General features: G+C 74.3%; 26 protein-coding genes and 1 riboswitch. Of the genes, 14 read left to right on the forward strand and 12 right to left on the reverse strand.

Annotation, left to right across the window (positions count from 1 at the left end; genetic code table 11):
• Window positions 1-130 precede the first annotated feature (130 nt).
• Together O7600_RS21545 and O7600_RS21550 are read left to right on the forward strand one after the other, a co-directional pair.
• The gene (locus tag O7600_RS21545) at window positions 131-439 is read left to right on the forward strand and encodes a WXG100 family type VII secretion target (protein WP_091583107.1); all 309 of its coding nucleotides are present in this window, start codon (window positions 131-133) and stop codon (window positions 437-439) included.
• A gap of 28 nt (window positions 440-467) precedes the next feature.
• Window positions 468-749, forward strand: a complete 282-nt coding sequence (locus tag O7600_RS21550) for a WXG100 family type VII secretion target (protein ID WP_281590034.1) — start codon at window positions 468-470, stop codon at window positions 747-749.
• A 105-nt stretch (window positions 750-854) separates the two neighbouring features.
• On the opposite strand, the gene mycP is transcribed toward O7600_RS21550, so the two are convergent.
• Window positions 855-2,093 (reverse strand): type VII secretion-associated serine protease mycosin, encoded by a 1,239-nt coding sequence (mycP, locus tag O7600_RS21555; protein WP_281590036.1) that lies wholly within the window; start codon window positions 2,091-2,093, stop codon window positions 855-857.
• A gap of 59 nt (window positions 2,094-2,152) precedes the next feature.
• A complete protein-coding gene (locus O7600_RS21560; protein WP_281590038.1) occupies window positions 2,153-2,491 on the reverse strand; it encodes a helix-turn-helix domain-containing protein in 339 nt (112 codons plus the stop codon).
• A gap of 170 nt (window positions 2,492-2,661) precedes the next feature.
• On the opposite strand from O7600_RS21560, the gene O7600_RS21565 reads away from it, so the two are divergent.
• The gene (locus O7600_RS21565) at window positions 2,662-3,315 is read left to right on the forward strand and encodes a carbonic anhydrase (protein WP_281590040.1); all 654 of its coding nucleotides are present in this window, start codon (window positions 2,662-2,664) and stop codon (window positions 3,313-3,315) included.
• Between the two features lie 58 nt (window positions 3,316-3,373).
• On the opposite strand, the gene O7600_RS21570 is transcribed toward O7600_RS21565, so the two are convergent.
• From O7600_RS21570 to O7600_RS21580, 3 genes are all read right to left on the reverse strand, one after another.
• Complete coding sequence (locus O7600_RS21570) at window positions 3,374-4,399, reverse strand: hypothetical protein (protein WP_281590041.1); 1,026 nt, start codon at window positions 4,397-4,399, stop codon at window positions 3,374-3,376.
• Between the two features lie 4 nt (window positions 4,400-4,403).
• A riboswitch (cyclic di-AMP (ydaO/yuaA leader) is annotated at window positions 4,404-4,534 on the reverse strand.
• 154 nt (window positions 4,535-4,688) lie between these two features.
• Window positions 4,689-5,978, reverse strand: coding sequence for a YibE/F family protein (locus O7600_RS21575; protein WP_281590043.1), 1,290 nt, complete (start codon window positions 5,976-5,978; stop codon window positions 4,689-4,691).
• A 156-nt stretch (window positions 5,979-6,134) separates the two neighbouring features.
• On the reverse strand, window positions 6,135-6,434 hold the full coding sequence (locus O7600_RS21580) for a metal-sensitive transcriptional regulator (RefSeq protein ID WP_091583077.1): 300 nt from the start codon (window positions 6,432-6,434) through the stop codon (window positions 6,135-6,137).
• Between the two features lie 81 nt (window positions 6,435-6,515).
• Here O7600_RS21580 and O7600_RS21585 point away from each other — a divergent pair, with 81 nt between their 5' ends.
• The 4 genes from O7600_RS21585 to O7600_RS21600 all read left to right on the forward strand — a co-directional run bounded on the left by O7600_RS21585 (window position 6,516) and on the right by O7600_RS21600 (window position 10,244).
• Entirely contained in the window at window positions 6,516-6,722 is a 207-nt protein-coding gene (locus tag O7600_RS21585) for a heavy-metal-associated domain-containing protein (RefSeq protein WP_281590046.1), read from the forward strand.
• Window positions 6,723-6,757: 35 nt separating this feature from the next.
• A complete protein-coding gene (locus O7600_RS21590; RefSeq protein ID WP_281590048.1) occupies window positions 6,758-7,729 on the forward strand; it encodes a hypothetical protein in 972 nt (323 codons plus the stop codon).
• Window positions 7,730-7,745: 16 nt separating this feature from the next.
• On the forward strand, window positions 7,746-10,001 hold the full coding sequence (locus O7600_RS21595; protein ID WP_281590050.1) for a heavy metal translocating P-type ATPase: 2,256 nt from the start codon (window positions 7,746-7,748) through the stop codon (window positions 9,999-10,001).
• 69 nt (window positions 10,002-10,070) lie between these two features.
• Window positions 10,071-10,244: a CsbD family protein gene (locus tag O7600_RS21600; RefSeq protein WP_013283784.1), complete on the forward strand. Its 174-nt coding sequence runs from the start codon at window positions 10,071-10,073 to the stop codon at window positions 10,242-10,244.
• 58 nt (window positions 10,245-10,302) lie between these two features.
• Here the strand turns inward: O7600_RS21600 and O7600_RS21605 are convergent, their stop codons facing one another.
• The 4 genes from O7600_RS21605 to O7600_RS21620 form a co-directional block, all read right to left on the reverse strand.
• Window positions 10,303-10,938, reverse strand: a complete 636-nt coding sequence (locus O7600_RS21605; RefSeq protein WP_281590053.1) for a dihydrofolate reductase family protein — start codon at window positions 10,936-10,938, stop codon at window positions 10,303-10,305.
• Window positions 10,939-10,967: 29 nt separating this feature from the next.
• The gene (locus O7600_RS21610; protein WP_281590055.1) at window positions 10,968-12,212 is read right to left on the reverse strand and encodes a sigma-70 family RNA polymerase sigma factor; all 1,245 of its coding nucleotides are present in this window, start codon (window positions 12,210-12,212) and stop codon (window positions 10,968-10,970) included.
• The gene (locus O7600_RS21615; protein ID WP_281594228.1) at window positions 12,209-12,568 is read right to left on the reverse strand and encodes a YciI family protein; all 360 of its coding nucleotides are present in this window, start codon (window positions 12,566-12,568) and stop codon (window positions 12,209-12,211) included. The genes O7600_RS21610 and O7600_RS21615 overlap by 4 nt, the downstream gene beginning before the upstream one ends.
• A 100-nt stretch (window positions 12,569-12,668) precedes the next feature.
• The gene (locus O7600_RS21620) at window positions 12,669-13,859 is read right to left on the reverse strand and encodes a DUF2786 domain-containing protein (RefSeq protein WP_281590057.1); all 1,191 of its coding nucleotides are present in this window, start codon (window positions 13,857-13,859) and stop codon (window positions 12,669-12,671) included.
• A 138-nt stretch (window positions 13,860-13,997) separates the two neighbouring features.
• On the opposite strand from O7600_RS21620, the gene O7600_RS21625 reads away from it, so the two are divergent.
• The 5 genes from O7600_RS21625 (at window position 13,998) to O7600_RS21645 (ending at window position 18,357) form a co-directional block, all read left to right on the forward strand.
• On the forward strand, window positions 13,998-14,843 hold the full coding sequence (locus O7600_RS21625; RefSeq protein WP_281590059.1) for a DUF3152 domain-containing protein: 846 nt from the start codon (window positions 13,998-14,000) through the stop codon (window positions 14,841-14,843).
• A 39-nt stretch (window positions 14,844-14,882) separates the two neighbouring features.
• A complete protein-coding gene (locus O7600_RS21630) occupies window positions 14,883-15,545 on the forward strand; it encodes a response regulator transcription factor (protein ID WP_281590061.1) in 663 nt (220 codons plus the stop codon).
• Window position 15,546: 1 nt separating this feature from the next.
• Window positions 15,547-16,737, forward strand: a complete 1,191-nt coding sequence (locus O7600_RS21635) for a HAMP domain-containing sensor histidine kinase (RefSeq protein ID WP_281590063.1) — start codon at window positions 15,547-15,549, stop codon at window positions 16,735-16,737.
• 92 nt (window positions 16,738-16,829) lie between these two features.
• Window positions 16,830-17,333 carry a DUF2231 domain-containing protein gene (locus O7600_RS21640; RefSeq protein WP_281590065.1) on the forward strand — a complete coding sequence of 168 codons (504 nt, stop codon included), beginning with the start codon at window positions 16,830-16,832 and terminating at the stop codon, window positions 17,331-17,333.
• Between the two features lie 46 nt (window positions 17,334-17,379).
• Window positions 17,380-18,357, forward strand: a complete 978-nt coding sequence (locus O7600_RS21645) for an aldo/keto reductase (protein ID WP_281594229.1) — start codon at window positions 17,380-17,382, stop codon at window positions 18,355-18,357.
• Window positions 18,358-18,439: 82 nt separating this feature from the next.
• Here the strand turns inward: O7600_RS21645 and O7600_RS21650 are convergent, their stop codons facing one another.
• Both O7600_RS21650 and O7600_RS21655 read right to left on the reverse strand, forming a co-directional pair.
• Entirely contained in the window at window positions 18,440-18,865 is a 426-nt protein-coding gene (locus tag O7600_RS21650; RefSeq protein WP_281590067.1) for an ATP-binding protein, read from the reverse strand.
• A 78-nt stretch (window positions 18,866-18,943) separates the two neighbouring features.
• On the reverse strand, window positions 18,944-19,690 hold the full coding sequence (locus tag O7600_RS21655) for a methyltransferase domain-containing protein (protein WP_281590069.1): 747 nt from the start codon (window positions 19,688-19,690) through the stop codon (window positions 18,944-18,946).
• Between the two features lie 274 nt (window positions 19,691-19,964).
• Here O7600_RS21655 and O7600_RS21660 point away from each other — a divergent pair, with 274 nt between their 5' ends.
• Together O7600_RS21660 and O7600_RS21665 are read left to right on the forward strand one after the other, a co-directional pair.
• On the forward strand, window positions 19,965-20,999 hold the full coding sequence (locus O7600_RS21660) for a PHB depolymerase family esterase (RefSeq protein ID WP_281590071.1): 1,035 nt from the start codon (window positions 19,965-19,967) through the stop codon (window positions 20,997-20,999).
• A gap of 67 nt (window positions 21,000-21,066) precedes the next feature.
• Complete coding sequence (locus O7600_RS21665) at window positions 21,067-21,285, forward strand: hypothetical protein (protein ID WP_174529672.1); 219 nt, start codon at window positions 21,067-21,069, stop codon at window positions 21,283-21,285.
• A 14-nt stretch (window positions 21,286-21,299) separates the two neighbouring features.
• Here the strand turns inward: O7600_RS21665 and O7600_RS21670 are convergent, their stop codons facing one another.
• Window positions 21,300-22,010 carry a GAF and ANTAR domain-containing protein gene (locus O7600_RS21670; protein ID WP_091583030.1) on the reverse strand — a complete coding sequence of 237 codons (711 nt, stop codon included), beginning with the start codon at window positions 22,008-22,010 and terminating at the stop codon, window positions 21,300-21,302.
• Window positions 22,011-22,096 lie beyond the last annotated feature (86 nt).

Genomic DNA, 22,096 nt, shown 5'->3' on the forward strand with positions numbered 1-22,096 from the left:
GGAGGGCTGCGCGGGTTGGACGTCGTCCGCTACGGTTCGGATGAAGTGTCCGTCGGTGGGGTGTGTTCGCCTTGCCGCGGGGGAGGGCGCGGCGGAACCGCCGCCACTAGATGACGGAAGGGTGTGAAGCATGGCGTTCGAGGTCAGTGCAGCGACTCTGCACACCGCCGCGAGTGACGTGCGGTCCACGCGCAGCGACGTCGACGGCGAGCTCAAGAAGCTGTGGAACGTGGTCGACGACCTGGCCATGGCCTGGAAGGGCCAGGCCTCCACGGGCTTCCAGGGCCTGATGAACCGCTGGACCGAGGACACGGCGAAGCTGCTCACGGCGATGGACAACATCGCGGACCTGCTCGACAAGTCCGGCACCACGCACCAGGTCAACGACGAAGAGCAGCAGCAGATGCTGGACAAGTTCCACGCTGCGCTCAACCCGTGATCCGCGAAGACAGGCAGAGGAGGAATCGATGAGCATCAAGGTTGACTACGCTGTCCTCGAGAGCAGCAACCAGCAGATGCAGGCCATCTCGCGGACCATCGACGAGAAGCTGGACACGCTGCGGGCGATGCTGAGCAAGCTCGAGTGGGAGGGCCAGGACCGGGCCGCCTACGAGCAGCACCAGGCCCAGTGGGACGCCGCCGTGCGGGACATCAACAAGGTCCTCAACGAGATCGGCGGCGCGGTGGGCATCGCGCGCGAGAACTACATGACCACGGAGATGAGCAACTCCAGGGTCTGGGGCAACTGACCCGACCGGTCCACGACGGCTCCGCTCCGGCTCGCGCCGGGCGGAGCCGCTGCGTTTCCCCGTGCGGCGGGGAGGCGGCGCCCGCCGGGAGGTGACGGGGCCGGGTCAGGCGTCGTGGGGGAGGTCGCGACGGCCGGGGCGCCAGCCGCGCCGCCGCCCACGTACCAGGATCGGGCGCAGCGTGAGCAGGACGCCGGCCAGCAGCCCGCCGACGACGGCGACCCAGATCGCGACCGTGCGCTGCCGGGCCAGGGGGTCGGCGGCCGGCGCCGGCGGCGGCATCGCGCCCAGTGGGGGGTCGTCGCGGGTGCCCAGCAGGTTCGTCACCGCCCGGTAGGGATTGACCATCCCGTAGCCCACCTCCGTGTTGTGCCCGTCGGGCGGGTTGTCCGCCGTGCGGGTCAACCGGTAGGCCACCTCCTCGGGGCTGATCTCGGGGTGCGCGGCCCGCACCAGCGCGGCCACCCCCGAGACGTACGCGGTGGCGAAGCTCGTCCCGCCCTGCGGCTCCGCGCGGTAGCCCGCACCCTGCGGGGCGGGGCCGACGATGTTCAGGCCCGGGCCGGCGATGTCCACGTAGTCCGCACTGACCGAGCTGCCCACGTGGCCGCCCTGCTCGTCGATGCCGGCGACGGCGATGACCCCCGGGTAGGCCGCGGGGTAGGCCGGCCGGTCCTCCCGGTTCTCCTGCCGGTTGCCGGCGGAGGCCACCACGATCACGCCCTTGCCCAGGGCGTGGTCGACGGCCGACCGGAGGGCCGGGTCGTCGAGCGTGACCAGGGACAGATTGATCACGTCGGCGTCGTGGTCGACCGCCCAGCGGATCGCCCGGCCGATCTCGCCCGGCACGTCCGGGTCGAAGTTCTCCTTGTTCTCGGCCAGCACGCGCAGCGGCAGGATGCGGGCCTCGGGCGCGATGCCGGTGTACGGCGAGCCGGTGCCCTCCCGGCCAGCGATGATGCCCGCCACCATGGTGCCGTGACCGACCAGGTCGCACTGCCCGCGCAGGTGCACCAACTGGTTGAAGTCCTCGCCCGGCAGCACCCGGCCGCGCAGCAACGGGTGGCTCGGTGAGACGCCGGAGTCGACGACCGCGACCGTGACGCCCTGCCCCTTGCCGACCCGCCAGGCGGCCGCCGGGTCGAGCCGGCTCAACGCCCAGGGCACCTCGGTGGGGGCCGGGCCGCCGGTGGGCCCGCACGCGGGCGCCGCGACAGCCGGCGTCGGCACCGCCAGCGCGCCGCCGACCAGGGCGGCGACCGCCGCTCCGGACAGGACGGACCTGATCCGGTGTCCGGCACGGACGCGCCCCGTCGTCCCGTTCGCCAGCAAGCTGTCGCGCACGCGGTGAGATTACCGTCGCGGCCGTGGGCGCGGGGGAACGGGCGGTCGCGCGAGGACGGTCAGCGTTCGGCGGTGTCGCCGGTCGGCTCGGCGCCGAACAGGTCGAGCAGCGCACCCACCTGCTGGTCGGCCTCCGCCGGGTGCCGGAAGCGCCCGTGCGGGTTGACCGTGTATTCGTTGCGCCGGCCCACCCGGGTGCGGCGCAGGTAGCCACCGGCCTCCAGGTCGGCGACGATGGCCTGGGCCGCCCGCTCGGTGACACCCACCTCGTCGGCCACGTCCCGCAGGCGTGCGGTGGGGTTGCGCGCGATGGCCAGCAGGACGTGCCCGTGATTGGTGAGGAAGGTCCAGTTCTTGCGGCTCCCGTCCTCGGCCGGTGTGGTCGCCATGGTGGTCATCGTATGACTCCTTCCGTCGGCGCCCCGACCCGGCGCGATCCGCGACGGTGACGTATGAAATGCGTATCACGAAATCTTGACGTGCCATGGGTCGCGTGTGACGGTGGGTCGCGGGGCCGACACCGCCGCCGGCCGGCCTGACGGCTCCGCGCGAGGACGAGGTGAGCAGCATGATCCCGACCACCCCCGATGAGGCACTCGCCGAACTGCGTGCCGGTAACCACCGGTTCGTCACCGGTGTGCCCCAGCACCCGAACCAGGACGCCGGGCACCGGGCGGCGGTCGCCGACGGCCAGCATCCGTTCGCGGTGATCGTCGGGTGCTCCGACTCGCGACTCGCCGCCGAGATCATCTTCGACCGCGGCCTCGGTGACCTCTTCGTGGTGCGCACGGCCGGCCACACCGCCGGCCCGGAGGTGCTGGGCAGCGTGGAGTACGCCGTCACCGTGCTCGGCACGCCGCTCGTGGTGGTGCTCGGCCACGACTCGTGCGGCGCGGTCCAGGCGGCCCGTGAGGCGGTCCGCACCGGCTCCGCCCCGGCCGGGCACCTGGGCGCGGTGGTGGACGCCGTCTCACCCAGCCTGCTCCGGGCCGGCCGGCAGGGAGTCGAGGACCTCGACGGCATCATCGACGTGCACATCGCCCAGACGGTGGAGACCCTGCTGGCCCGCTCCTCGGTGCTCGCCGCGAAGGTGGCCGGCGGGGCCTGCGCGGTGGTCGGCATGTCGTACCGGCTCAGTGGCGGCGAGGTCCGGACGGTGGCGCAGTCCCCGGCCCCGCTGCCGGCGCCGGCCGCGTCGGCGGACGCGGCGCTCGCCGGCTGACCGGGAACGGATACGATAGGGGCCGCCCGTGGGCGGCCCCTATCGTCGTACGCGCGCGTCAGAGCAGCGACATGTGCACGTGATCGGTGTGGTTGGAGGGCCCGCTGTAGGAACTCCAGCCGGTCGCCGGGAACCAGATCTGCCGGTTCCAGATCACGTAGTAGATGCCCAGCCGGTCGGCGTTGCGGATGAGGAAGGCGGCCACCTCGTTGCCGTACCGGCGGGTGTCGTTGTTGTGCCACGGTGCGAAGCCGCTGTTCTGCAACGACCAGTCGCACGCCTTGCCCTTGGGGTGCTCCCACGGCCCGCCGGGGCGGTAGCAGCCCACGAAGCGGTTGAACCCGGCGCGCTTGACCTCCTTGTACGCGTGCAGGGTGCGCGGCGTGACGCAGCCCGAGGTGGTCGGGTCGTTCTCGCTGCACGACTCCGACTTCCACCCGCCGTCGGCGGTGCGGCCGGGGCCGATCTCGGCAACCTTCGAGGTGGCCGAGACCAGGCCACCGGTGAAGTCCAGCCCGCCGACCAGCTTCAGCGCCTTCTGCGCCTCGGCCTTCTCGCGGGCCATCGCGTTCGCCTGCTTCTCCTGCTCCCGCACCTCGGCGTCGAGCGCGATCTTGGCCCGCTCGGCGCGGCCCTTCACCTCGTTGATGGCGGCGAGTCGCTGCGCGTTGAACAGGTTCAGCTCGTCGAGGGCGCTGGCCCGGCGCACGAACGAGTCGGGGGAGTCGCTCTCCAGCAGCATCGCCATGGCGCCGACGCGACCGGTCCGGTAGGACTGTGCCGCGATCTCGCTCACCTGCGGGCTGAGCGCGTCGAGCTGGTTCTGCGCCGCCTTCACCTCCAGCGCGAGCTGGAGCTGCCGCTTGCGGGACGTGTCCAACTTCGACTTGGCCTGGAGGTAGGCGCGGTTGGCGGCGGTGACGGCCTCGCTGATCAGCGGTGGGTCGTCGTCCTCCGAGTGGCCCGAGGGGTTCGGGGCGGCGGTGCCGGGGGCCGCCGAGGCCGGCGTCGGCCCGGCCAGCACGGCGAGAGCGGCGAGCACGGCCACCACGGGTGTCAGCCAGCGGCGCAGGGGTGCCGTCACAGTGTTCCCTTCCGTCGACCGCCGACCGGGTTAGCTGACGGGTTCGGGACGGAAGTGGTCCCTACCGCTGGCGCGGATTCACCCCATGTACCTGGTTCCCCGGCTCGCCCGGAGGCGATTGGGCGGCGGCACCGCAGGCGCCGGTGCGCGCCTTCGGCGGTGACCGGCAGCGAGGTTACCCGAGACCACTCCCGGGGATCTACGTCCGGAAGCCGACCAATCGCGAGAATTCGCCACCGCCCAGCGTGACCAGCATCGCGTTTGGAATCGGCCGTCACGCTGCGGAGTGTCACCATGCGGCCTCCGTGCTCCTGCCCCCGCCGGACCGCCCCTCGCCGAGCGCCTCCCACGCGTCCTCCCGGGGCGACGGCGGCCGGGGCGTCGCGGGTCCGGCGGCCCGCGCGGCGCGGCCGGCGGTGGTCACGACCGCGGCCAGCGCGGTGGTCAGCGGTACGGCGGCGATCAGGCCGAGCGTGGCCACCGCGCTGCGGACGATCTCCTGGGCGAGGAACTCGCTGGTGAGCAGCTGACCCACCGGGCGGGAGTCGGCGACCAGCAGGAGCAGCAGCGGCAGCGAGGCGCCCGCGTACGCCAGCACGATGGTGTTGACGGTGGACGCGATGTGCGCCCGGCCCACCCGGGTGGCCGCCCGGTAGAGCTGTCGTCGGGACAGCCCCGGGTTGGCGTGCGCCAGCTCGGTGACGGTGGCCGCCTGGGTGACGGTGACGTCGTCCAGCACGCCGAGCGAGCCGATGATGATGCCGGCCAGCAGCAGTCCGTGCAGGTCCACGTCACCCTGGAACATCGACAGCGTGGTGGCGTCCTCACTGCCGAAGCCGGTCAGGTGGGTGGCGGCGGTGGCTGCCGTGCCCAGCACTCCGGTGATCACCAGGCTGCCGAGCGTGCCGAGCACCGCCACCGACGTCTGCGCGGTGATCCCGTGGGTCAGGTAGAGCACCACGAACATGATCAGTGCGGCGCCGACGATCGCCACCAGCAGCGGCGACTGCCCGGCGCCGATGCCGGGGAGCACGAAACCGAGCAGGATGGCGAAGCTGGCCACCAGCCCGCCGAGCGCGGCCAGCCCGCGCCAGCGGCCGAACGCCACGATCGCGGCGGCGAAGAGCGCCACCAGCCAGATCAGCGGCGTACCGCGCTGGTGCTCGGCGATGTTGTAGGTCTTCACCGACGGGTCGGCCGGGTCGACCAGCTCGACCAGGACCACCTCGTCACCGACCGAGACCCGGGGAGCGCCGGGTCCGGTGGGGACCGGCGTCTCGACCTGCCGGCCCGCGTCCGGCCCCTGCTCGGCGGCGACGGTCACGGTGCCGCAGGGGCCGCCGGTGTCGCCCTCGGGCGACTCGGGCGTCGGCGGGCAGGGCTCGGTCACCACCCGGGTCACCGTGCCGTGGTAGCGCGGCACGTCCGCGCCGCCGTCCACCGGGTCGCGGTCCGCCCGGGGCCAGAGCAGCAGCGCCGCGATCACGGTGAGCACGAAGAGCGGCACCACGGTGGCGATCAGGAGCCGGCGTACGCCCGGCGGCGCGGCGGCTGCGGGACGGGTGTGATCGGCGCCCACGGCGTCTCTCCCAACGGTCGCGGCGGAACCGGGTCACCGGACCGGTCGGGTCACCGGGACCGGCGCGGACGCGTGGGATCACGCCCGGGTCGTCGCCCGGCCATGGTAGCCAGGGCGGCCCGCGCCGCCGGTGGACGCCGGATCAGGCCAGGCCGGTCAGCCGCGCTTCATCAGGCGGCCGACGGCGGCCATCATCTCGGACGCCATCTCGTCGGCCCGGCCCTCGGCGGCCCCCTCGTGCATGCAGTGCCGGGCGTGCCCGTCCAGCAGGCCCAGGCCGACCTTGTCCAGCGCGGCCTGGATGGCCGAGATCTGGGTCAGCACGTCGATGCAGTAGCGGTCGTCCTCGACCATCTTCTCGATGCCCCGGACCTGACCCTCGATGCGGCGGAGCCGGGCGAGGAGCTGGTCCTTGCTGGCGGTGTAGCCCCGGGTCGGGGTGGGCGGCGTGGTCATGCCGCCGAGGATAGCGTACCCCTCGGGGGTATGCTAACGTGCGGTGGGTACCCCAGGGGGGTATGGGATCGGAGGGAACCCATGGAGACCACCTACCAGGTGCGGGGCATGACCTGCGGGCACTGCGTCACCGCGGTGAGCACCGAACTGCGCGCACTGCCGGGCGTCACCGACGTCCAGGTCGACCTGGCCACCGGCCGGGTCACCGTCACCAGCCCGAGCCCGCTGGACGCGGACGCCGTCCGCGCCGCCGTCGACGAGGCCGGCTACGACCTCGTCGAGGCGTGACGGGTCCACCGACCCGGAGCACACGAGGAGGCACCATGAACACGGCGACGAAGCTGAGCGGCTTCGCCCTCGGCCTCGCGGCGGTGTTCGGCGCGGCGTACGGGATCGGCCACGTGGTCGATCCCGTCGCCCCCGCCGCCGAGACCCGCCACGACGCCGACACCGGCCACGGCGACCAGGGCCACACCGAGGACACCGACGCCGGGGGCACCGACGCCCACCTGCCCGGCGGGCTGCTCGTCTCCGAGCGTGGCTACACGCTCCAGCCGACGGCCGCCCCCGACGGGCAGTTCGCGTTCCGGATCACCGGCCCGGACGGCCGCCCGGTCACCCGCTACGAGGTGGCCCACGACAAGCGCATGCACCTGATCGTCGCCCGCCGCGACCTCTCCGGCTTCCGGCACGTGCACCCGGAGCTGGCCGACGACGGCACCTGGCGGGTCGCCTCACCGCTCACCGGGCCGGGCGTGTGGCGGGCGTTCGCCGACTTCACCCCGACCGGCGGGGAGCCGTTGACGCTCGGCGTCGACGTCACCGTCCCCGGCACGCTGGCCGCGCGACCGTTGCCGCCACCGGCCACCAGCACCACTGTCGACGGCTACACCGTCACGCTCACCGGCGCGCCGGAGCCCGGCCGCACCAGCCGGCTCACGCTCTCGGTCAGCCGGGACGGCCGGCCGGTCACCGACCTCCAGCCCTACCTCGGGGCGTACGGCCACCTGGTGGCGCTGCGCCAGGGTGACCTGGCCTACCTGCACGTGCACCCGGAGGGCACGCCCGGCGACGGGCGGACGCCGGCCGGGCCGGCGGTCACGTTCGCGGCCGAGGTGCCGTCGGCCGGGGCGTACCGTCTCTACCTGGACTTCCGGCACGGCGACGCGGTGCACACCGCCGAGTTCACCGTCGTGGCCGGCGACCAGGCCCCGCCGACGCCCACCGGGCCGGCGACCACCACCGCACCGACCCCGGACGCCGGACACGGCACCCCGGGGCACGGGCACAGTTGACCGGGGAGGTGCCGCGATGACCACCACGGGAAAGACGCTCCCGACCGCGCCGAACCTGATCGAACTCGCGATCGGCGGCATGACCTGCGCATCGTGCGCCGCCCGGATCGAGAAGAAGCTCAACCGGATGGACGGCGTCGAGGCCACGGTGAACTACGCCACCGAGAAGGCCACCGTCCGGTACGCCGACGAGGTCACGCCGGACGACCTGATCGCCACCGTGCAGAAGACCGGCTACACGGCCGCGGTGCCACCGCCGCCCACCCGCGCCGAGGCGACCACGGCCGCCGGGCCGGTGGACGAGCTGCACGGCGCGCGTACCCGGTTGTGGGTCTCGGCGGTGCTGACGCTGCCGGTGATCCTGCTGGCCATGGTGCCGGCCTGGCAGTTCGACCACTGGCAGTGGGCCTCGCTCACGCTGGCCGCTCCGGTGGTGGTGTGGGGCGGGCTGCCGTTCCACCGGGCCGCGCTGGTCAACCTGCGCCACGGCGCGGCGACCATGGACACCCTGGTCTCGCTCGGCACACTGGCCGCGTTCGGCTGGTCCCTCTGGGCGCTCTTCCTCGGCGACGCCGGCATGCCCGGCATGACGCACCCGTTCCGGTTCGACATCACCCGGGGCGACGGCGCCGGCAACATCTACCTGGAGGCCGCCGCCGGGGTGACGGTCTTCATCCTGGCCGGGCGCTACTTCGAGGCCCGTGCCAAGCGCACCGCCGGCTCCGCCCTGCGCGCCCTGCTCGAACTGGGCGCGAAGGACGTGGCGGTGCTGCGCGGCGGGCAGGAGACCCGGATCCCGGTCGACCAGCTCGCGGTCTCCGACCGGTTCGTGGTCCGGCCCGGGGAGAAGGTCGCCACCGACGGGGTGGTCGAGGAGGGCACCTCCGCGGTAGACGCCAGCATGCTCACCGGCGAGTCGGTGCCGGTCGAGGTCGGGCCGGGCGACACCGTGGTGGGCGCGACCGTCAACGCCGGCGGCCGGCTGGTGGTCCGCGCCACCCGGATCGGCGGGGACACCCAGCTCGCCCAGATGGCCCGGCTGGTGGAGCAGGCGCAGACCGGCAAGGCGGCCGTGCAGCGGCTGGCCGACCGGATCTCCGGGGTCTTCGTGCCGATCGTGATCGCCCTGGCCGCCGGCACGCTGGGCTGGTGGCTCGGCACCGGCGCCGGTCCGACCGCCGCGTTCACCGCCGCCGTGGCCGTGCTGATCATCGCCTGCCCCTGCGCGCTCGGCCTGGCCACCCCGACCGCGCTGCTGGTCGGCACCGGGCGCGGCGCGCAGCTCGGCGTGCTGATCAAGGGGCCGGAGGTGCTGGAGTCCACCCGACAGGTCGACACCGTGGTGCTGGACAAGACCGGCACCGTCACCACCGGGCGGATGGCGCTGGCCGAGGTGCTGCCCGCCGACGGCGAGGACGCCGGGGAACTGCTCCGGCTGGCCGGCGCGCTGGAGGCGGCCTCCGAGCACCCGATCGCCCGGGCGGTGGCCGAGGCGGCGGTCGACGCCGGGCCGCTGCCGGCCGTCACCGACTTCGCCAACGCCGAAGGGCTCGGCGTGACCGGCACGGTCGACGGCCGCAGCGTGGTGGTCGGTCGGGCGCGGCTGCTGGGGGAGCGCGGTCTCGACGTACCCGAGGAGGTCGCGCGGGCGGCGACCGGCGCGGAGGCCGCCGGCCGCACGGCGGTCCTGGCCGGCTGGAACGGTCGGGCCCGGGGGGTGCTCGCGGTGGCCGACGCGGTGAAGCCGACCAGCCGGGCGGCGGTCGACCGGCTGCGCGACCTGGGGCTCACCCCGGTGCTGCTCACCGGCGACAACGCCACCGTGGCGAACGCGGTGGCCGCCGAGGTGGGCATCGACGAGGTGATCGCGGAGGTGCTGCCCGCCGACAAGGTGGCAGTGGTCGAGCGGCTCCAGGGCGAGGGTCGGGTGGTCGCCATGGTCGGCGACGGGGTCAACGACGCCGCCGCGCTGGCCCGGGCCGACCTCGGGTTGGCTATGGGCACCGGCACCGACGTGGCCATCGAGGCCGCCGACCTGACCCTGGTCCGGGGCGACCTGCGGGCCGCGGCGGACGCCATCCGGCTCTCCCGCCGCACCCTGGCGATCATCAAGGGGAACCTGTTCTGGGCGTTCGCCTACAACGTGGCGGCGCTGCCGCTGGCCGCCGCCGGGCTGCTCAACCCGATGCTCGCCGGCGCGGCGATGGCCTTCTCGTCGGTGTTCGTGGTGGCGAACAGCCTCCGGCTGCGGCGGTTTCGCCCGATCGGGTGACCGGTGATTGGGCCGGCGGCCGGCGGGGTAACCAGTTGTCGTCACGCAACTGCTGAGTGGAGGTTCACCATGGGTCTCGACGACAAGATCGACAACGCGTCCCAGGACACCGCGGGCAAGGTGAAGGAGGGCGTGGGCCGGGCGACCGACAACGAGCGCCTCGAGGCCGAGGGCCGCAACGACCAGGCCGGCGCCAAGCTCAAGCAGGCCGGCGAGAAGATCAAGGACGCCTTCAAGAGCTGACGTACGACTCGCACACCCCACCGGGCCGGCCTTCGGGCCGGCCCGGCGTGCGTCCGGGTCAGCGGCGTACCCGGTAGCGAATGTGGGTGACGGTGGGTGCGGTGACCACCCGCTCCGGCTCCAGGGTGACGTCCAGCGGCCCGTCGAACAACGGCGTGCCGCCGCCCAGCACGATCGGCACCACGTGCAGCCAGAGCGAGTCGAGCAGGCCCGCCGCCAGGTAGCCGCGCACCGTGCCGCCGCCGCCCGCCACGCAGACGGACCGGTCACCGGCCGCCGCCCGGGCCCGCTCCAGCGCCGCCTCGATCCCGTCGGTGACGAAGTGGAACTCCGTACCGCCCGCCATCGGCAGCGGTTCCCTCCGGTGGTGGGTCAGCACGAAGACCGGGACCCGGAACGGCGGGTCGTCGCCCCACCATCCGGTCCACCCGAGGTCCCACCGGCCCTCGCCGCCGCCGAACATGCGCCGGCCCATCACATACGCGCCGACGCCCTCGATCATCTCCTCGACCAGCTCGGCGTCGACGTCGCGCTCGCCGCCGTTCAGGCCGTGCTCCGCCCGCCAGCTCTCGGTGGCGAAGAGCCACTCGTGCAGCCGTAGGCCGCCACGCCCGAGCGGGTCCTGCAGGCTCTGCCCCGGGGCCGCCACGTAGCCGTCCAACGACATCGACAGTTGACTGAAGACCTCTCCCATGACGGGTGGACCTCCCGGGACGCCGGAACTCATCGGTCGGCGGCCAGGCGGGCGGCGCGTACCTCCAGGTAGCGGCGCTCGGGCAGGCTGGTGGTGGCCCGTGCGGCGGCCAGGTAGGCGGCCCGGGCGGCGACGCGGTCGCCGGCCAGTTCGAGCAGGTGTGCCCGGACGGCGGCGAGCCGGTGGTGGCCGGCCGTGCGGTCGTCAACGTCCAGCGGCGCGAGCAGCGCGAGGCCGGCGCGGGGCCCGTCCACCATCGCCACCGCGACCGCCTGGTTCAGCGTGACCATCGGGTTCGGGGCGATCCGGGCCAGCACCCGGTAGAGCGCCACGATCTGCGGCCAGTCCGTGGTGGCGGCGGTGGGCGCCTCCGCGTGCACCGCCGCGATGGCCGCCTGCACCTGGTACGGGCCCGGCGCCGACCAGGTCAACGCCTCGGTCACCAGCGCGATGCCCTCGTCGATCCCGGCCCGGTCCCAGCGGGTGCGATCCTGCTCGGACAGCGGCACCAGCTCCCCGTCCGGGCCGGTACGCGCCGCCCGGTGCGCGTCGGTGAGCAACATCAGGGCCAGCAGCCCGGCCACCTCGCCGTCGGTCGGGAGCAGCCGGTGCAGCTCCCGGGCCAGCCGGATCGCCTCCCCGGTCAGCTCGACCCGGTGCAGCGCGTCGCCGCTGGACGCGGTGTAGCCCTCGTTGAAGATCAGGTAGAGCACGCGCAGCACCGCGCCCAGCCGCTCGTCCCGGTCGGCCGGCGAGGGCAGCGTGAAGCGCGCCCCGCTCGCCTCGATCCGCTGCTTGGCGCGGCGGATCCGCTGGCTCATGGTGGCCTCCGGCACCAGGTACGCCCGCGCGATCTCCGCGGTGCTCAGGCCGCCCACCGCGCGCAGCGTGAGCGCCACCTGGGCATTCACCGGCAGTGCCGGGTGGCAGCAGAGGAACAGCAGTCGCAGCGTGTCGTCGCCGCTCGGCGGTTCCTCGTCGGCGGGCGGCGCGACGGCGGCGTACGCGGGCTGCCGGACCGCCACCGCGACCTCGCGTTCCCGGCGGGCGTGTTCGCTGCGCCACTCGTCGGTGAGCCGGCGGGTGGCCACCGTGACCAGCCAGGACCGGGGGTGGTCCGGGACGCCCTGCGCCGGCCACTGGGTGGCGGCGGCGAGCAGCGCCTCCTGGACGGCGTCCTCGCAGGCGTAGAACTGGCCGTGCCGGCGCACGAGCACGCCGAGGACCTGCGGCGCCAGCGTGCGCAGCAGATCCTCGACCGCCCGGTCGGTCACATCTCCGTCCCGGCCTGCTCCATCACCGCGCGCACCTCCAGCACGCCGAAGCCGTGCCGCACGTCCGGCCAGCGGGCGGCGATCTCGGCGGCCCGCTCCGGGGTGTCGCAGTCAACGGTCAGGTAGCCGGCGAACTGCTCCTTGCTCTCCACGAACGGGCCGTCGGTGATCTCGGTGCCGCCGGCCGCCGGCCGTACCGTCCGGGCCTGCGACGGGTGGGCCAGCGCCTCCCCGCCGACCAGCTCGCCGGACTCGGTCAGCTCCTTCATGATCTCGTCGACCTCGCCGAAGATCACGGTGCGCTCCGCCTCGGACAGCTCCTCCACGAAGCCGGGCCGGTTCCAGATCAGCAGCATGTACTTCACGTCTCACTCCTCCGATCGGGGCCACCGTCGGCGGCGCCTCGCAGACGGGTCGGAGCCGGGCCGCCCGATCCGACATCATCGCCGAGAAAAGTCAGCGGGCCCCGCGAAGCGGCCGGCGCGCCGGGGCGGTCGGGTCGAGGGAGGCGCGGTCCGCCGCGCTGGTGCCGGAGGTCCAGCCGTCCGCGTCGCGGACCTGGAGCCGGTGCCGGGTGGTGCCGGGGAAGAGCTGGTCCAGGCGCTCCCGGACGGCGTCCGAGCGGGCCGCGAGCACCGGCAGCAGACGGTCGTCGTCCCGCTCCTCGGCCGCCGCCGTGCTGGCCACCCGCAACCGCTCGCCGATCCGCAACGCGAACGCGTTGAGGAACGACTCGTCGTAGACCTTGGTGCGCCGCCCACCGGCCCGGCCGCGTTCCGCCCGCCCGCGCAGCATCGCGGCGGTGGCCTGCACCAGCAGCGAGGTGTGCAGCAGCTCCACCGCCGCCAGGTCGGCCGGGAAACCGAGCACGGTGGCGAAGCCCAGGTCGTCGGACCAGACCGACTCGCACCGGTTCGCCGCCGCCACCTCCTGGATCAGCAGCGCCTTCGCCGCCGCGTACGGGGCGTCGGTGCCGAGGCGTACCCCGCCGGGACGGTCCGGCCGGTCGGCCGCGGCGTCGAGCAACGCCGCGTCGATGCTGTGCCGGGCCATCAGCTCCTGCGCCTTGGCGGTGAACGCCTCCGCCTCCGCCGGGTAACCGGTCGACTCGGCCTTGGCCAGCAGCGCGCGTACCCGGTCGAGCATCCGGGAACCGGTGGCCGGGACGGCGGCGCGGGAGACGGCGGCCGAGCCCGGCGGCGGACGCAGCGACGCGATCGGCGGCAGCCCCTCGACCAGGACGAGCGCGTTGACGGCATCGCGCAGGGCGGTGATCCGGTCGCCGTCGGCGCGGCGGTCCAGCCAGCCGGCGTCCGTGTCCCAGCGGGCGCCCAGGTCGGTGACCTGCTCGTCGAACCAGGCCGGGACGGGGTCCGGGAGTGTCCGCCGCTGGGCGGCCACGCCGTCGCGCAGCAGCCGGGCGCCGCGCGGGGTCAACCGGCGTACGGCGAGGCGGTCCAGGTCGACCGGTTGCCAGCCGCGCGGCCAGAGCCGGCCGACGGCCCGGGTGAGCCGGGCCAGCAGGGCCGCGTCGACGTCCGCGCCGGCGCCCACCACCAGCCGGTCGAGGGCCCGCTCGGCGGCGCGTACGTCGGTGCCGCGCGCCGCCGCGAGGGCGGCGTCGAGCAACTGCTCGGCTGATGACACGGGTGGCTCCCCCTGAATCCGACAGGCGGCAGGTCGCTCACCCCGCCACCGACGGTACCCGGCCCGCGGGTTCAACCGTCCGGGCCCGGCATCCGTACTCCTGCCCGGAGCGGGGCGGCGCGACGGACGGAGATCGACGTGGGCGGGTACGACCGGGGTCTGCACCGGCGGCGACGACGGTCCCGGGCCGGGGTCCCGCTCCTGGTGGCGGCCCTCGTCGCGGCCGGTCTCGCGGCCGGCGGCGGATACGCCCTCCGCCGGCACCCGGACCTGCTGACCTCGGCCGGCGTGGAGCGGACCGTGCCGGCTCAGGTGCCCGCCCCGCGCCCGACGGCGACGACCGCCCCGGCGTCGCCGGTCCCGGCGGCCGGTCGGGTGCCGCCCGGCATCACCTACCCGCTACGGGGCGGCGGCGGCTTCCGGACCGCCGACACCACCGGCGCGGTGGCCGGTCGCTCCGGTGAGCTGCTGCGCTACCGGGTCGCGGTCGAGGACGGCATCCGCAACGTGGACGTGGAACGCTTCGCCCGGGAGGTCGCCGCGACGCTGGCCGACCCGCGCGGCTGGACCGGGGACGGCCGGTGGCGGTTGCAGCGGGTGGGCCGGGACGGGCCGGCCGACTTCACCGTGCTGCTCACCACACCGCTGACCCGGGGTGGGCTCTGCGGCGACCCCACCGACCGCTACACCTCCTGCCGTAACGGCGATCGGGTCGTGATCAACGTGGCCCGCTGGGTGTACGGGGTGCCGCACGTGGCCGACCTCGACCTCTACCGGCAGTACCTGCTCAACCACGAGGTGGGCCACCGGCTGGGCCGGGGTCACGAGCGCTGCCCCGGGGCCGGCGGCCCGGCGCCGGTGATGGTGCAGCAGACGCTCGGGCTGCACGGCTGCGCGCCCAACGCCTGGCCGCTGGTGGGCGGGGAGGCCCTGGTCGGCCCGTCCGGCCAGTACGACGACCCGATCCCGGCCGAGGACCACTGACCCGCCGGCCGGTCGGCCGCACGGGTGAATACTGGCCGGGTGGAGAGCCCCACCCGCCTGCTGCTGGTCGAGGACGACCGGGCCCTGTCCGGGCTGCTGGCCGACCTGCTCGCCGACGAGGGGTACGCGGTGGACGTGGCCGGCGACGGGCATCTCGGCCTGCACCGGGCGCTGACCCGGGACTACCAGGTGATGGTGGTCGACCGGGGGCTGCCGGCGCTGGACGGCCTGGAGCTGGTCACCCGGCTCCGGGCGCACGGGGTGACCTGCCCGGTGTTGCTGCTCACCGCCCGCGGCGCGGTGGACGACCGGGTGGCCGGGCTGGACGCCGGCGCCGAGGACTACCTGGTCAAGCCGTTCGAGGTGGCGGAGCTGCTGGCCCGGCTGCGTGCGCTGCGCCGTCGGCACCCGGTGGGAGCGGACTGGCTGCCGTTGGGCCGGGGCCGCCTCGACGTGGGCAACCGTCAGGTGGTCGACGGCGCCGCGGAGATCCCGCTCTCCTCCCGCGAGTTCGCCGTCCTGCACGCGCTGGCCGGGCGGCCCCGCAAGGTCTTCACCCGGGCCGAGCTGCTCAGCGTCGCCTTCGACCGGGCCGACGCGCCGGGCAGCGTGGACGCCTGCGTCCACCACCTGCGCCGCAAGCTGGGCCGCGACGCCGTCCGCACGGTGCACGGGCTGGGCTACCGGCTCGGGGGCGGCTGAGGTGGACGAGGCCCGGCTCACCCGTGCCCGCCGGCGCAGCGTGGTCCAGACCGCCGGGGCGATCGGGCTGGTCCTGCTGCTGGTGGGCGCGCTGATGTTCGTGCTGACCAGCCGGCAGGAGTCGCGGGCGCTGGACGACGAGCTGACCCGGGTGCTGGCCGCGGCCGAGGACGTGGACGATCCCCCGCCCGGACAGTTCCTGGCGCTCCGGCGTCCCGGCGGCACGGCCGTCGAGGTGACGCCCGGGGCGTCGCCGGCCCTGACCCGGGTGCTCGACTCGGCGGTACGGCGTCCGCCCGGCCGCCACGACGCGTCCGCCGGCGACGACCGGCCGGTCCGGGTGGTGGTGGAGCGGCGGCCCGACGGCAGCGACTGGGCGGTCGCCGCCGACCTGGCCCCGCTGCGTCGCCGGCAGGGCCAGCTCGGTCTCGCCCTGCTGGTCGCCGAGCTGGCCGGGCTCGCCGGCGCGCTGGTCACGGCCACCCTGCTGGCGCGGCGGGCGGTCGCCCCGCTGGCCACCGCGCTGGGGATGCAGCGCCGGTTCGTGGCGGACGCCTCGCACGAGTTGCGCGCCCCGCTGACCGTGCTGCACACCCGGGCGCAACTGCTCGCCCGGCGTGCCCGCGACCGGCCGGCGGGGCGGCTGACCGGGGAACTGGACCAGTTGGTGGCGGACACCCGGGCGCTCGGCGAGGTGGTCGAGGACCTGCTGGTGTCGGCCGCCGCGGAACACCAGCCGCTGCCGGACACCCAGGTCGACCTGGCCGAGGTCGCCCGCGAGGTGGTGGCGAGCATGTCCGCGTACGCCCGGGAGCGGGAGGTGGAGCTGCGGCTGGACGCGGCCGGGCCGGCACCGGTGCGGGGTGCCCGCCCGGCCCTGCGGCGGGCGGTGACCGCGCTGGTGGACAACGCCCTCGGGCACGTGCCGTCGGGCGGGCACGTCACGGTGACCGTGGCCCGGCGCGACGGTCGGGTCGCCGCCGAGGTCGCCGACGACGGGGTCGGGCTGGACCCGGCCGAGGCGGACCGGCTCTTCGCCCGGTTCGCGCACGGCACGACCGGCGCCGGCAGGCGGTTCGGTCTCGGCCTCGCCCTGGTCCAGCACGTGGCGCGGGCGCACCGGGGCACCGTCGAGGTGACCGGCGCGCCGGGTCGGGGTGCCACCTTCACGCTGCTGCTGCCGCCCGGCTGAGTTCCGGGCGGGCCGGCCGCAAGAACTTCGCAAGAAACGGCGGGCACTGTGAGGCCCGGACCGGCTTCCGCCCCGACCGCCGAGGAGACACCGTGCCCGACTCCGTGAACGGACTGCCGCTGCACCCGCTGGTGGTGCACGCCGTGGTGGTCCTGCTGCCCCTGGCCGCGCTGGGCGTGGCCGCGCTGGCCGTACGACCGGCCTGGCGGGGACGCTTCGGCTGGCTCGTCGTGCTGGTCGCCGCGCTGGCCACCGCCGCCGTTCCGCTCGCCACCGAGAGCGGGGAGAGCCTGGAACGGCGGGTCGGCGACCCGGGTCGGCACGCCGCGTTGGGCGACCAGTTGATCTGGTTCGCGCTGCCGCTGCTGGTGGCCGCGGGCGCGCTGGTCTGGCTGCACCGGCGGGCGCACCGTCCGGCCGGGGACGCCCGGACGGCCGGGCCGGGCGTGCTCGGGGTGGTCGTGGCCGTGCTCGCGGTGGTCGTGGCGGCGGCGAACCTGGTCCAGGTCTACCGGGTGGGTGACTCCGGCGCGAAGGCGGTCTGGGGCGACACCCCGGCAGCCACCGCCGGGTCCGGCGGCGAGGACGGCGACTGACCGCCACGCCCTGCGCTCCCTGCCCACCGGTGGTGGGATGGACCCCATGGATTACGTCAAGTTCGGGTCCACCGGCCTGGAGGTGTCCCGGCTCTGCCTGGGCTGCATGAGCTACGGCGAGCCGAGCCGGGGCGGCCACCCGTGGTCGCTGCCGGAGGACGCCGCCCGCCCCTTCATCCAGCAGGCGCTGGAGCTGGGCGTCACCTTCTTCGACACCGCGAACGTCTACTCCGACGGCACCAGCGAGGAGATCGTCGGCCGGGCGCTGAAGGACTTCGCCCGTCGCGACGACGTGGTGATCGCGACCAAGGTGCACGGTCGGATGGGGCCGGGTCCGAACCGGGGTGGGTTGTCCCGCAAGCACATCATGAGCGAGATCGACGCGAGCCTGCGCCGGCTCGGCACCGACTACGTCGACCTCTACCAGATCCACCGTCTCGACCCGGGCACGCCGATCGAGGAGACGCTGGAGGCCCTGCACGACCTGGTCCGGGCCGGCAAGGTCCGCTACCTCGGCGCCTCGTCGATGTACGCGTGGCAGTTCGCCAAGGCGCTCTGGCTCGCCGAGCGGCACGGCTGGACCCGGTTCGTCTCGATGCAGAACCACTACAACCTGCTCTACCGGGAGGAGGAGCGGGAGATGCTGCCGCTCTGCCTCGACCAGGGCGTCGCGGTGATCCCGTGGAGCCCGCTGGCCCGGGGGCTGTTGACGCGGGACCCGCAGGAGCGGACCGCGCGGGCGGAGACCGACGAGTTCGGCCGCACGCTCTACGCGCGTACCGAGGAGCACGACCGGGCGGTGATCGACGCGGTGGGCCGGGTGGCCCAGCAGCGCGGTGTGCCGCGGGCCCAGGTGGCGCTGGCCTGGGTGGCCCGCAACCGGGCGGTGACCGCGCCGATCGTCGGCGCCACCAAGCCGCACCACCTGACAGACGCGGTGGCCGCGCTGGAACTGGAACTGACCGACGAGGAGGTGGCGGCGCTGGAGGCGCCGTACGTCCCGCACCCGGTGGCGGGCTTCTAGTCCGGCGGGTCCGCCGGCGGCTCGGCGTCGGGCGCCGGCGGGCCCACCCGCCGCGCCGTCCCGTCGACCGGCCGTGGCGACCTCAGCGGGAGAACGACGCCCAGATGTTCTTGGTGGTGGCGGTGGAGTACCAGCCGACGTCGAGCGAGATCGACTGGGCCAGGAACAGCCCTCGCCCGCCCGAGTCCAGCGGATGGATGTCGGACAGCTCCGGCACCGAGCTGACGTCGTGGTCGGCCACCTCGAGCAGGAAGCAGTCGTCGGTGGCGAGCAGCGTGACGATGGTGGGCGGCCGGCCGTGCCGGAGCGCGTTGCTGGCCAGCTCGGTGACGACGAGCAGCACCATGTGCGGCACCTCGTCCAGGTCCTCGCCCTGCACCAGCCCGTGCCGGTTCAGTGCGTCGCGCAGCGAGGCGCGGACGACGCGCAGTTGCTCGGGGGTGTCGAGCACCCACCGCTCCAGCTCGGTGGCCTGCGGCGGCGGCGGCGAGGTGCGCAACTGTCCCATGATCTGGCTTTACCCTCCGTAGCGATCCGCTAAGCCCGGCCGGCGCGCGCCGACGTGTCGGCCGGGCGTCGGGCGGCGTCAGCGACGAAGCAGCGCGAAAACTCCCCAACCCAGATGTTCGCGCTGGAACCGGACGTACCGCAGCGGGTCCTCGGCGAGTTCCCGCCGCAGCTCCGGGGCCAGTTCGTCATCCGGGTCGGCGTCCAGCCAGCGGCGCAGGTTCAGCCAGTGCGCGGCGGCGTACCGGTCCCAGCTGTCCTGGTCGGCGAGGACCATCTCGACCAGGTCCCAGCCGCAGTCGCCGAAGAGTGCGACCAGGCCGGGCAGGTCACGGAACTCGTCCCGGGACCGGGCGTGCGACCCGGCCACCGTCTCCTCGTCGGGCGGGTCGATCCGCCAGTACGGCTCGCCGACCAGCGCCATGCCGCCCGGTCGCAGCGCGCGGTCGAGCAGCTCCAGGGTGCCCGGGACGCCGCCGCCGATCCAGGTCGCGCCGACGCAGCAGGCCACGTCGACCGGACGCGCCGGGACGTACGCGGCGGCGTCGCCGTGCACGAACCGGACCCGGTCGGCGACGCCCAGCTCGGCGGCGCGGTCCCGGGCGGCGGCGGTGAAGGCGGTGCTGATGTCGACCCCGGTGCCGGTGATCGCGTGGTCCCGGGCCCAGGTGCAGAGCAGCTCGCCCTTGCCGCTGCACAGGTCGAGCAGCTCGGCCCCGGGCGTGAGTCTGATCGCCCGGCCGAGCGTGGCCAGTTTGGCCTCGTCGATCGGGTTGAGGACGCGGAGGTCACCCTCGCGGATGGTGAAGCTACGTGGCAGGTCCATGGTGGTCGCTCCGAGTGCGGAAGAGGGTTGCGGGCGGGTCGGTCCGGTTCGGCGCGGTCGGCACGGGCACCAAAACACCCTCTTCACGGTCTCGGAGTGACGTCGTCCGGACGCTAGCCCGTGCCCCCGGCGGTGGTCCAGGAATTTCCGGCGTGGGCGGGCCACACCGCGACTCCGGGGGACGTGTCGACGGTGCGGATATCTGCTGTGGTCAATGTCACGCTACGGTGCCGGCACGCCGGTCGTCCCACCGGCACTCCGACGGGAGAACACCATGAAGACACCGTGGAAGGCCGTCACCGCCCTCGCCGCCGCACTCCTGCTCGTCCTGCCCGGTGGCGTCGCCGCCCGGGCCGCGAGCACCCCCTGGACCAAGACGCCGGTCGCCGGTTCGCTGCGCTCGTACCCGGTCTCCGCCGTCTACGTCGTCGGGGTCTCCTCCGGTGGCTACATGGCCACCCAGCTCCAGGTCGCCTACTCGGCCCGCGTCCGGGGCGCGGCGATCTTCGCGGCCGGGCCCTACTACTGCGCGCAGAACACCATCCCGCAGGCGCTCTACGGCTGCGGCGACAACATCTACCCGACGTACGTGGGCAACCTGGAGGCGTACACCCGCGCCTGGGCCGGGTACGGCTGGATCGACGGCACCGGCAACCTCTCCGGTCAGCCGGTGTACGTCTACCACGGCAACAACGACGCCACCGTGAAGAAATCGGTCACCGACGACCTGGTCCGGTACTACCAGGACTTCGGCGCCAGCGTCCGCTACGACTCCGGCAGCGCCGCCGGGCACTCCTGGGTCACGCCCTACGGCACGGTCGGCTGCACCGCCACCGCCTCGCCGTACCTCGCCGACTGCGGCACCGACCCGCAGGGCGCCTTCCTCGGCAAGCTGCTCGGCTCGGTCGCCGCGCCGAACACCGGCCCGCTCGGCGGCACCCTGATCCGCTTCGGTCAGGACAGCTTCGCGGTCAACGGCTGGGCCAACGGCCTGAGCATGGACGGCAACGGCTTCGCGTACGTGCCCAGCTCCTGCGCCGCCGGCACCACCTGCCGACTGCTGGTCGCCCTGCACGGCTGCGCCCAGGGGTACGCCAAGGTCGGCACCGCGTTCGTCGACCGGGCCAACCTCAACCAGTACGCCGACACCAACCGGCTGATCGTGCTCTACCCGCAGGCGACCGCCACCCCGGTCAACCCGAACGGCTGCTGGGACTGGTGGGGTTACCTCGGCGCCACGAACTACCCGATCAAGGGCGGTGCCCAGGTCGAGACCATCATGAACATGGTCCGACGGCTGGACGGCTGACCCCGGCGAGGTCCGGCCCGCGGATCTGGTGTGGGCCGGACCATACCGGCTGCGGTACGGTCACGTCATGGTGGTGGAGGAACACTGGTGGAACGGCGTCAGCAACCCGCGTGGTCGGCGCGACGTCTACATCCGCACCGACGGGAGCCAGTGGCAGGTGCAGGCGCAGATCGGCGGCGCCGCCGGCCGGTCCAAGATCCAGCAGTGCCCGAGCCGGGGCTCGGCGAGCATCCTCGCCGGGGCGTGGCGGTCGAGCGGCTCCGGCTGGCGCGCGATGCCGCGCTGATCGGCGACGGTCGCTCAGTCGCGACCGCCGTGCACCGCCCGGTCGACGAGTGACTCCGCGACCTCCCGCAGCTTCCGGTTGGAGTCCTGCGACACCCGGGCCAGGATGGCGAACGCCTCCTCGGCCGAGCACCGGCGCTGGCCCATGATGATGCCCTTGGCCTGCTCGATCACGGCTCGGCTCTGCATCGCCTCCTGCATCTGCTGTGCCAGCGTGGCGGTGCTCTCGTAGAGGTGGACGTTGGCCAGCGCGATGGCGGCGTACCCGGCGAGCGTCTGCGCGAGGTCGACCTGCTCGTCGAAGACCCGCGGGGCCGCGCCGTAGATGTTGAGCGCCCCGACCATGGCCTCCTGGATGGGCAGGCCGATCGAGAGGGAACTCGCGGCGCCCGCCCGGTGGGCCCGGACCGCCCACTCCGGCCACCGGCTCTCCGCCGCCATGTCCGGCACCAGCATCGCGGCGCCGGTGGTCGCGGCGTCCAGGCAGGGGCCCCGGCCCTGCTCGTACTGCCACTCGTCCAGGGTCAGGGCCAGCTCGCCGGTGTGCGCGGCGGTGTACGCCGTCGCGCCCTGGACCAGCGTGACCGAGACCTCGGCCGTGCCCGGGATCGCGTCCTTGGCGACCTGGGCGATGATCGACAACACCACGTCGACGTCGACCTCGTCGTACTTGATCCGCCCGAGTCTGATCAAGGCTGCGGCGAGGTCGGGGTGGGCCTGCGGCATGAGCTGTGACGTCCTTGTGGGAAGCGACGCCGTCGCCCCTGAACCGGGGGACGGCTGGTGGCGGGACGGCCCGCGACAACGGACCG

Origin of the sequence: Micromonospora sp. WMMA1998 (assembly GCF_027497375.1) — a bacterium.
Taxonomy (GTDB): Bacteria; Actinomycetota; Actinomycetes; order Mycobacteriales; family Micromonosporaceae; genus Micromonospora; species Micromonospora sediminicola.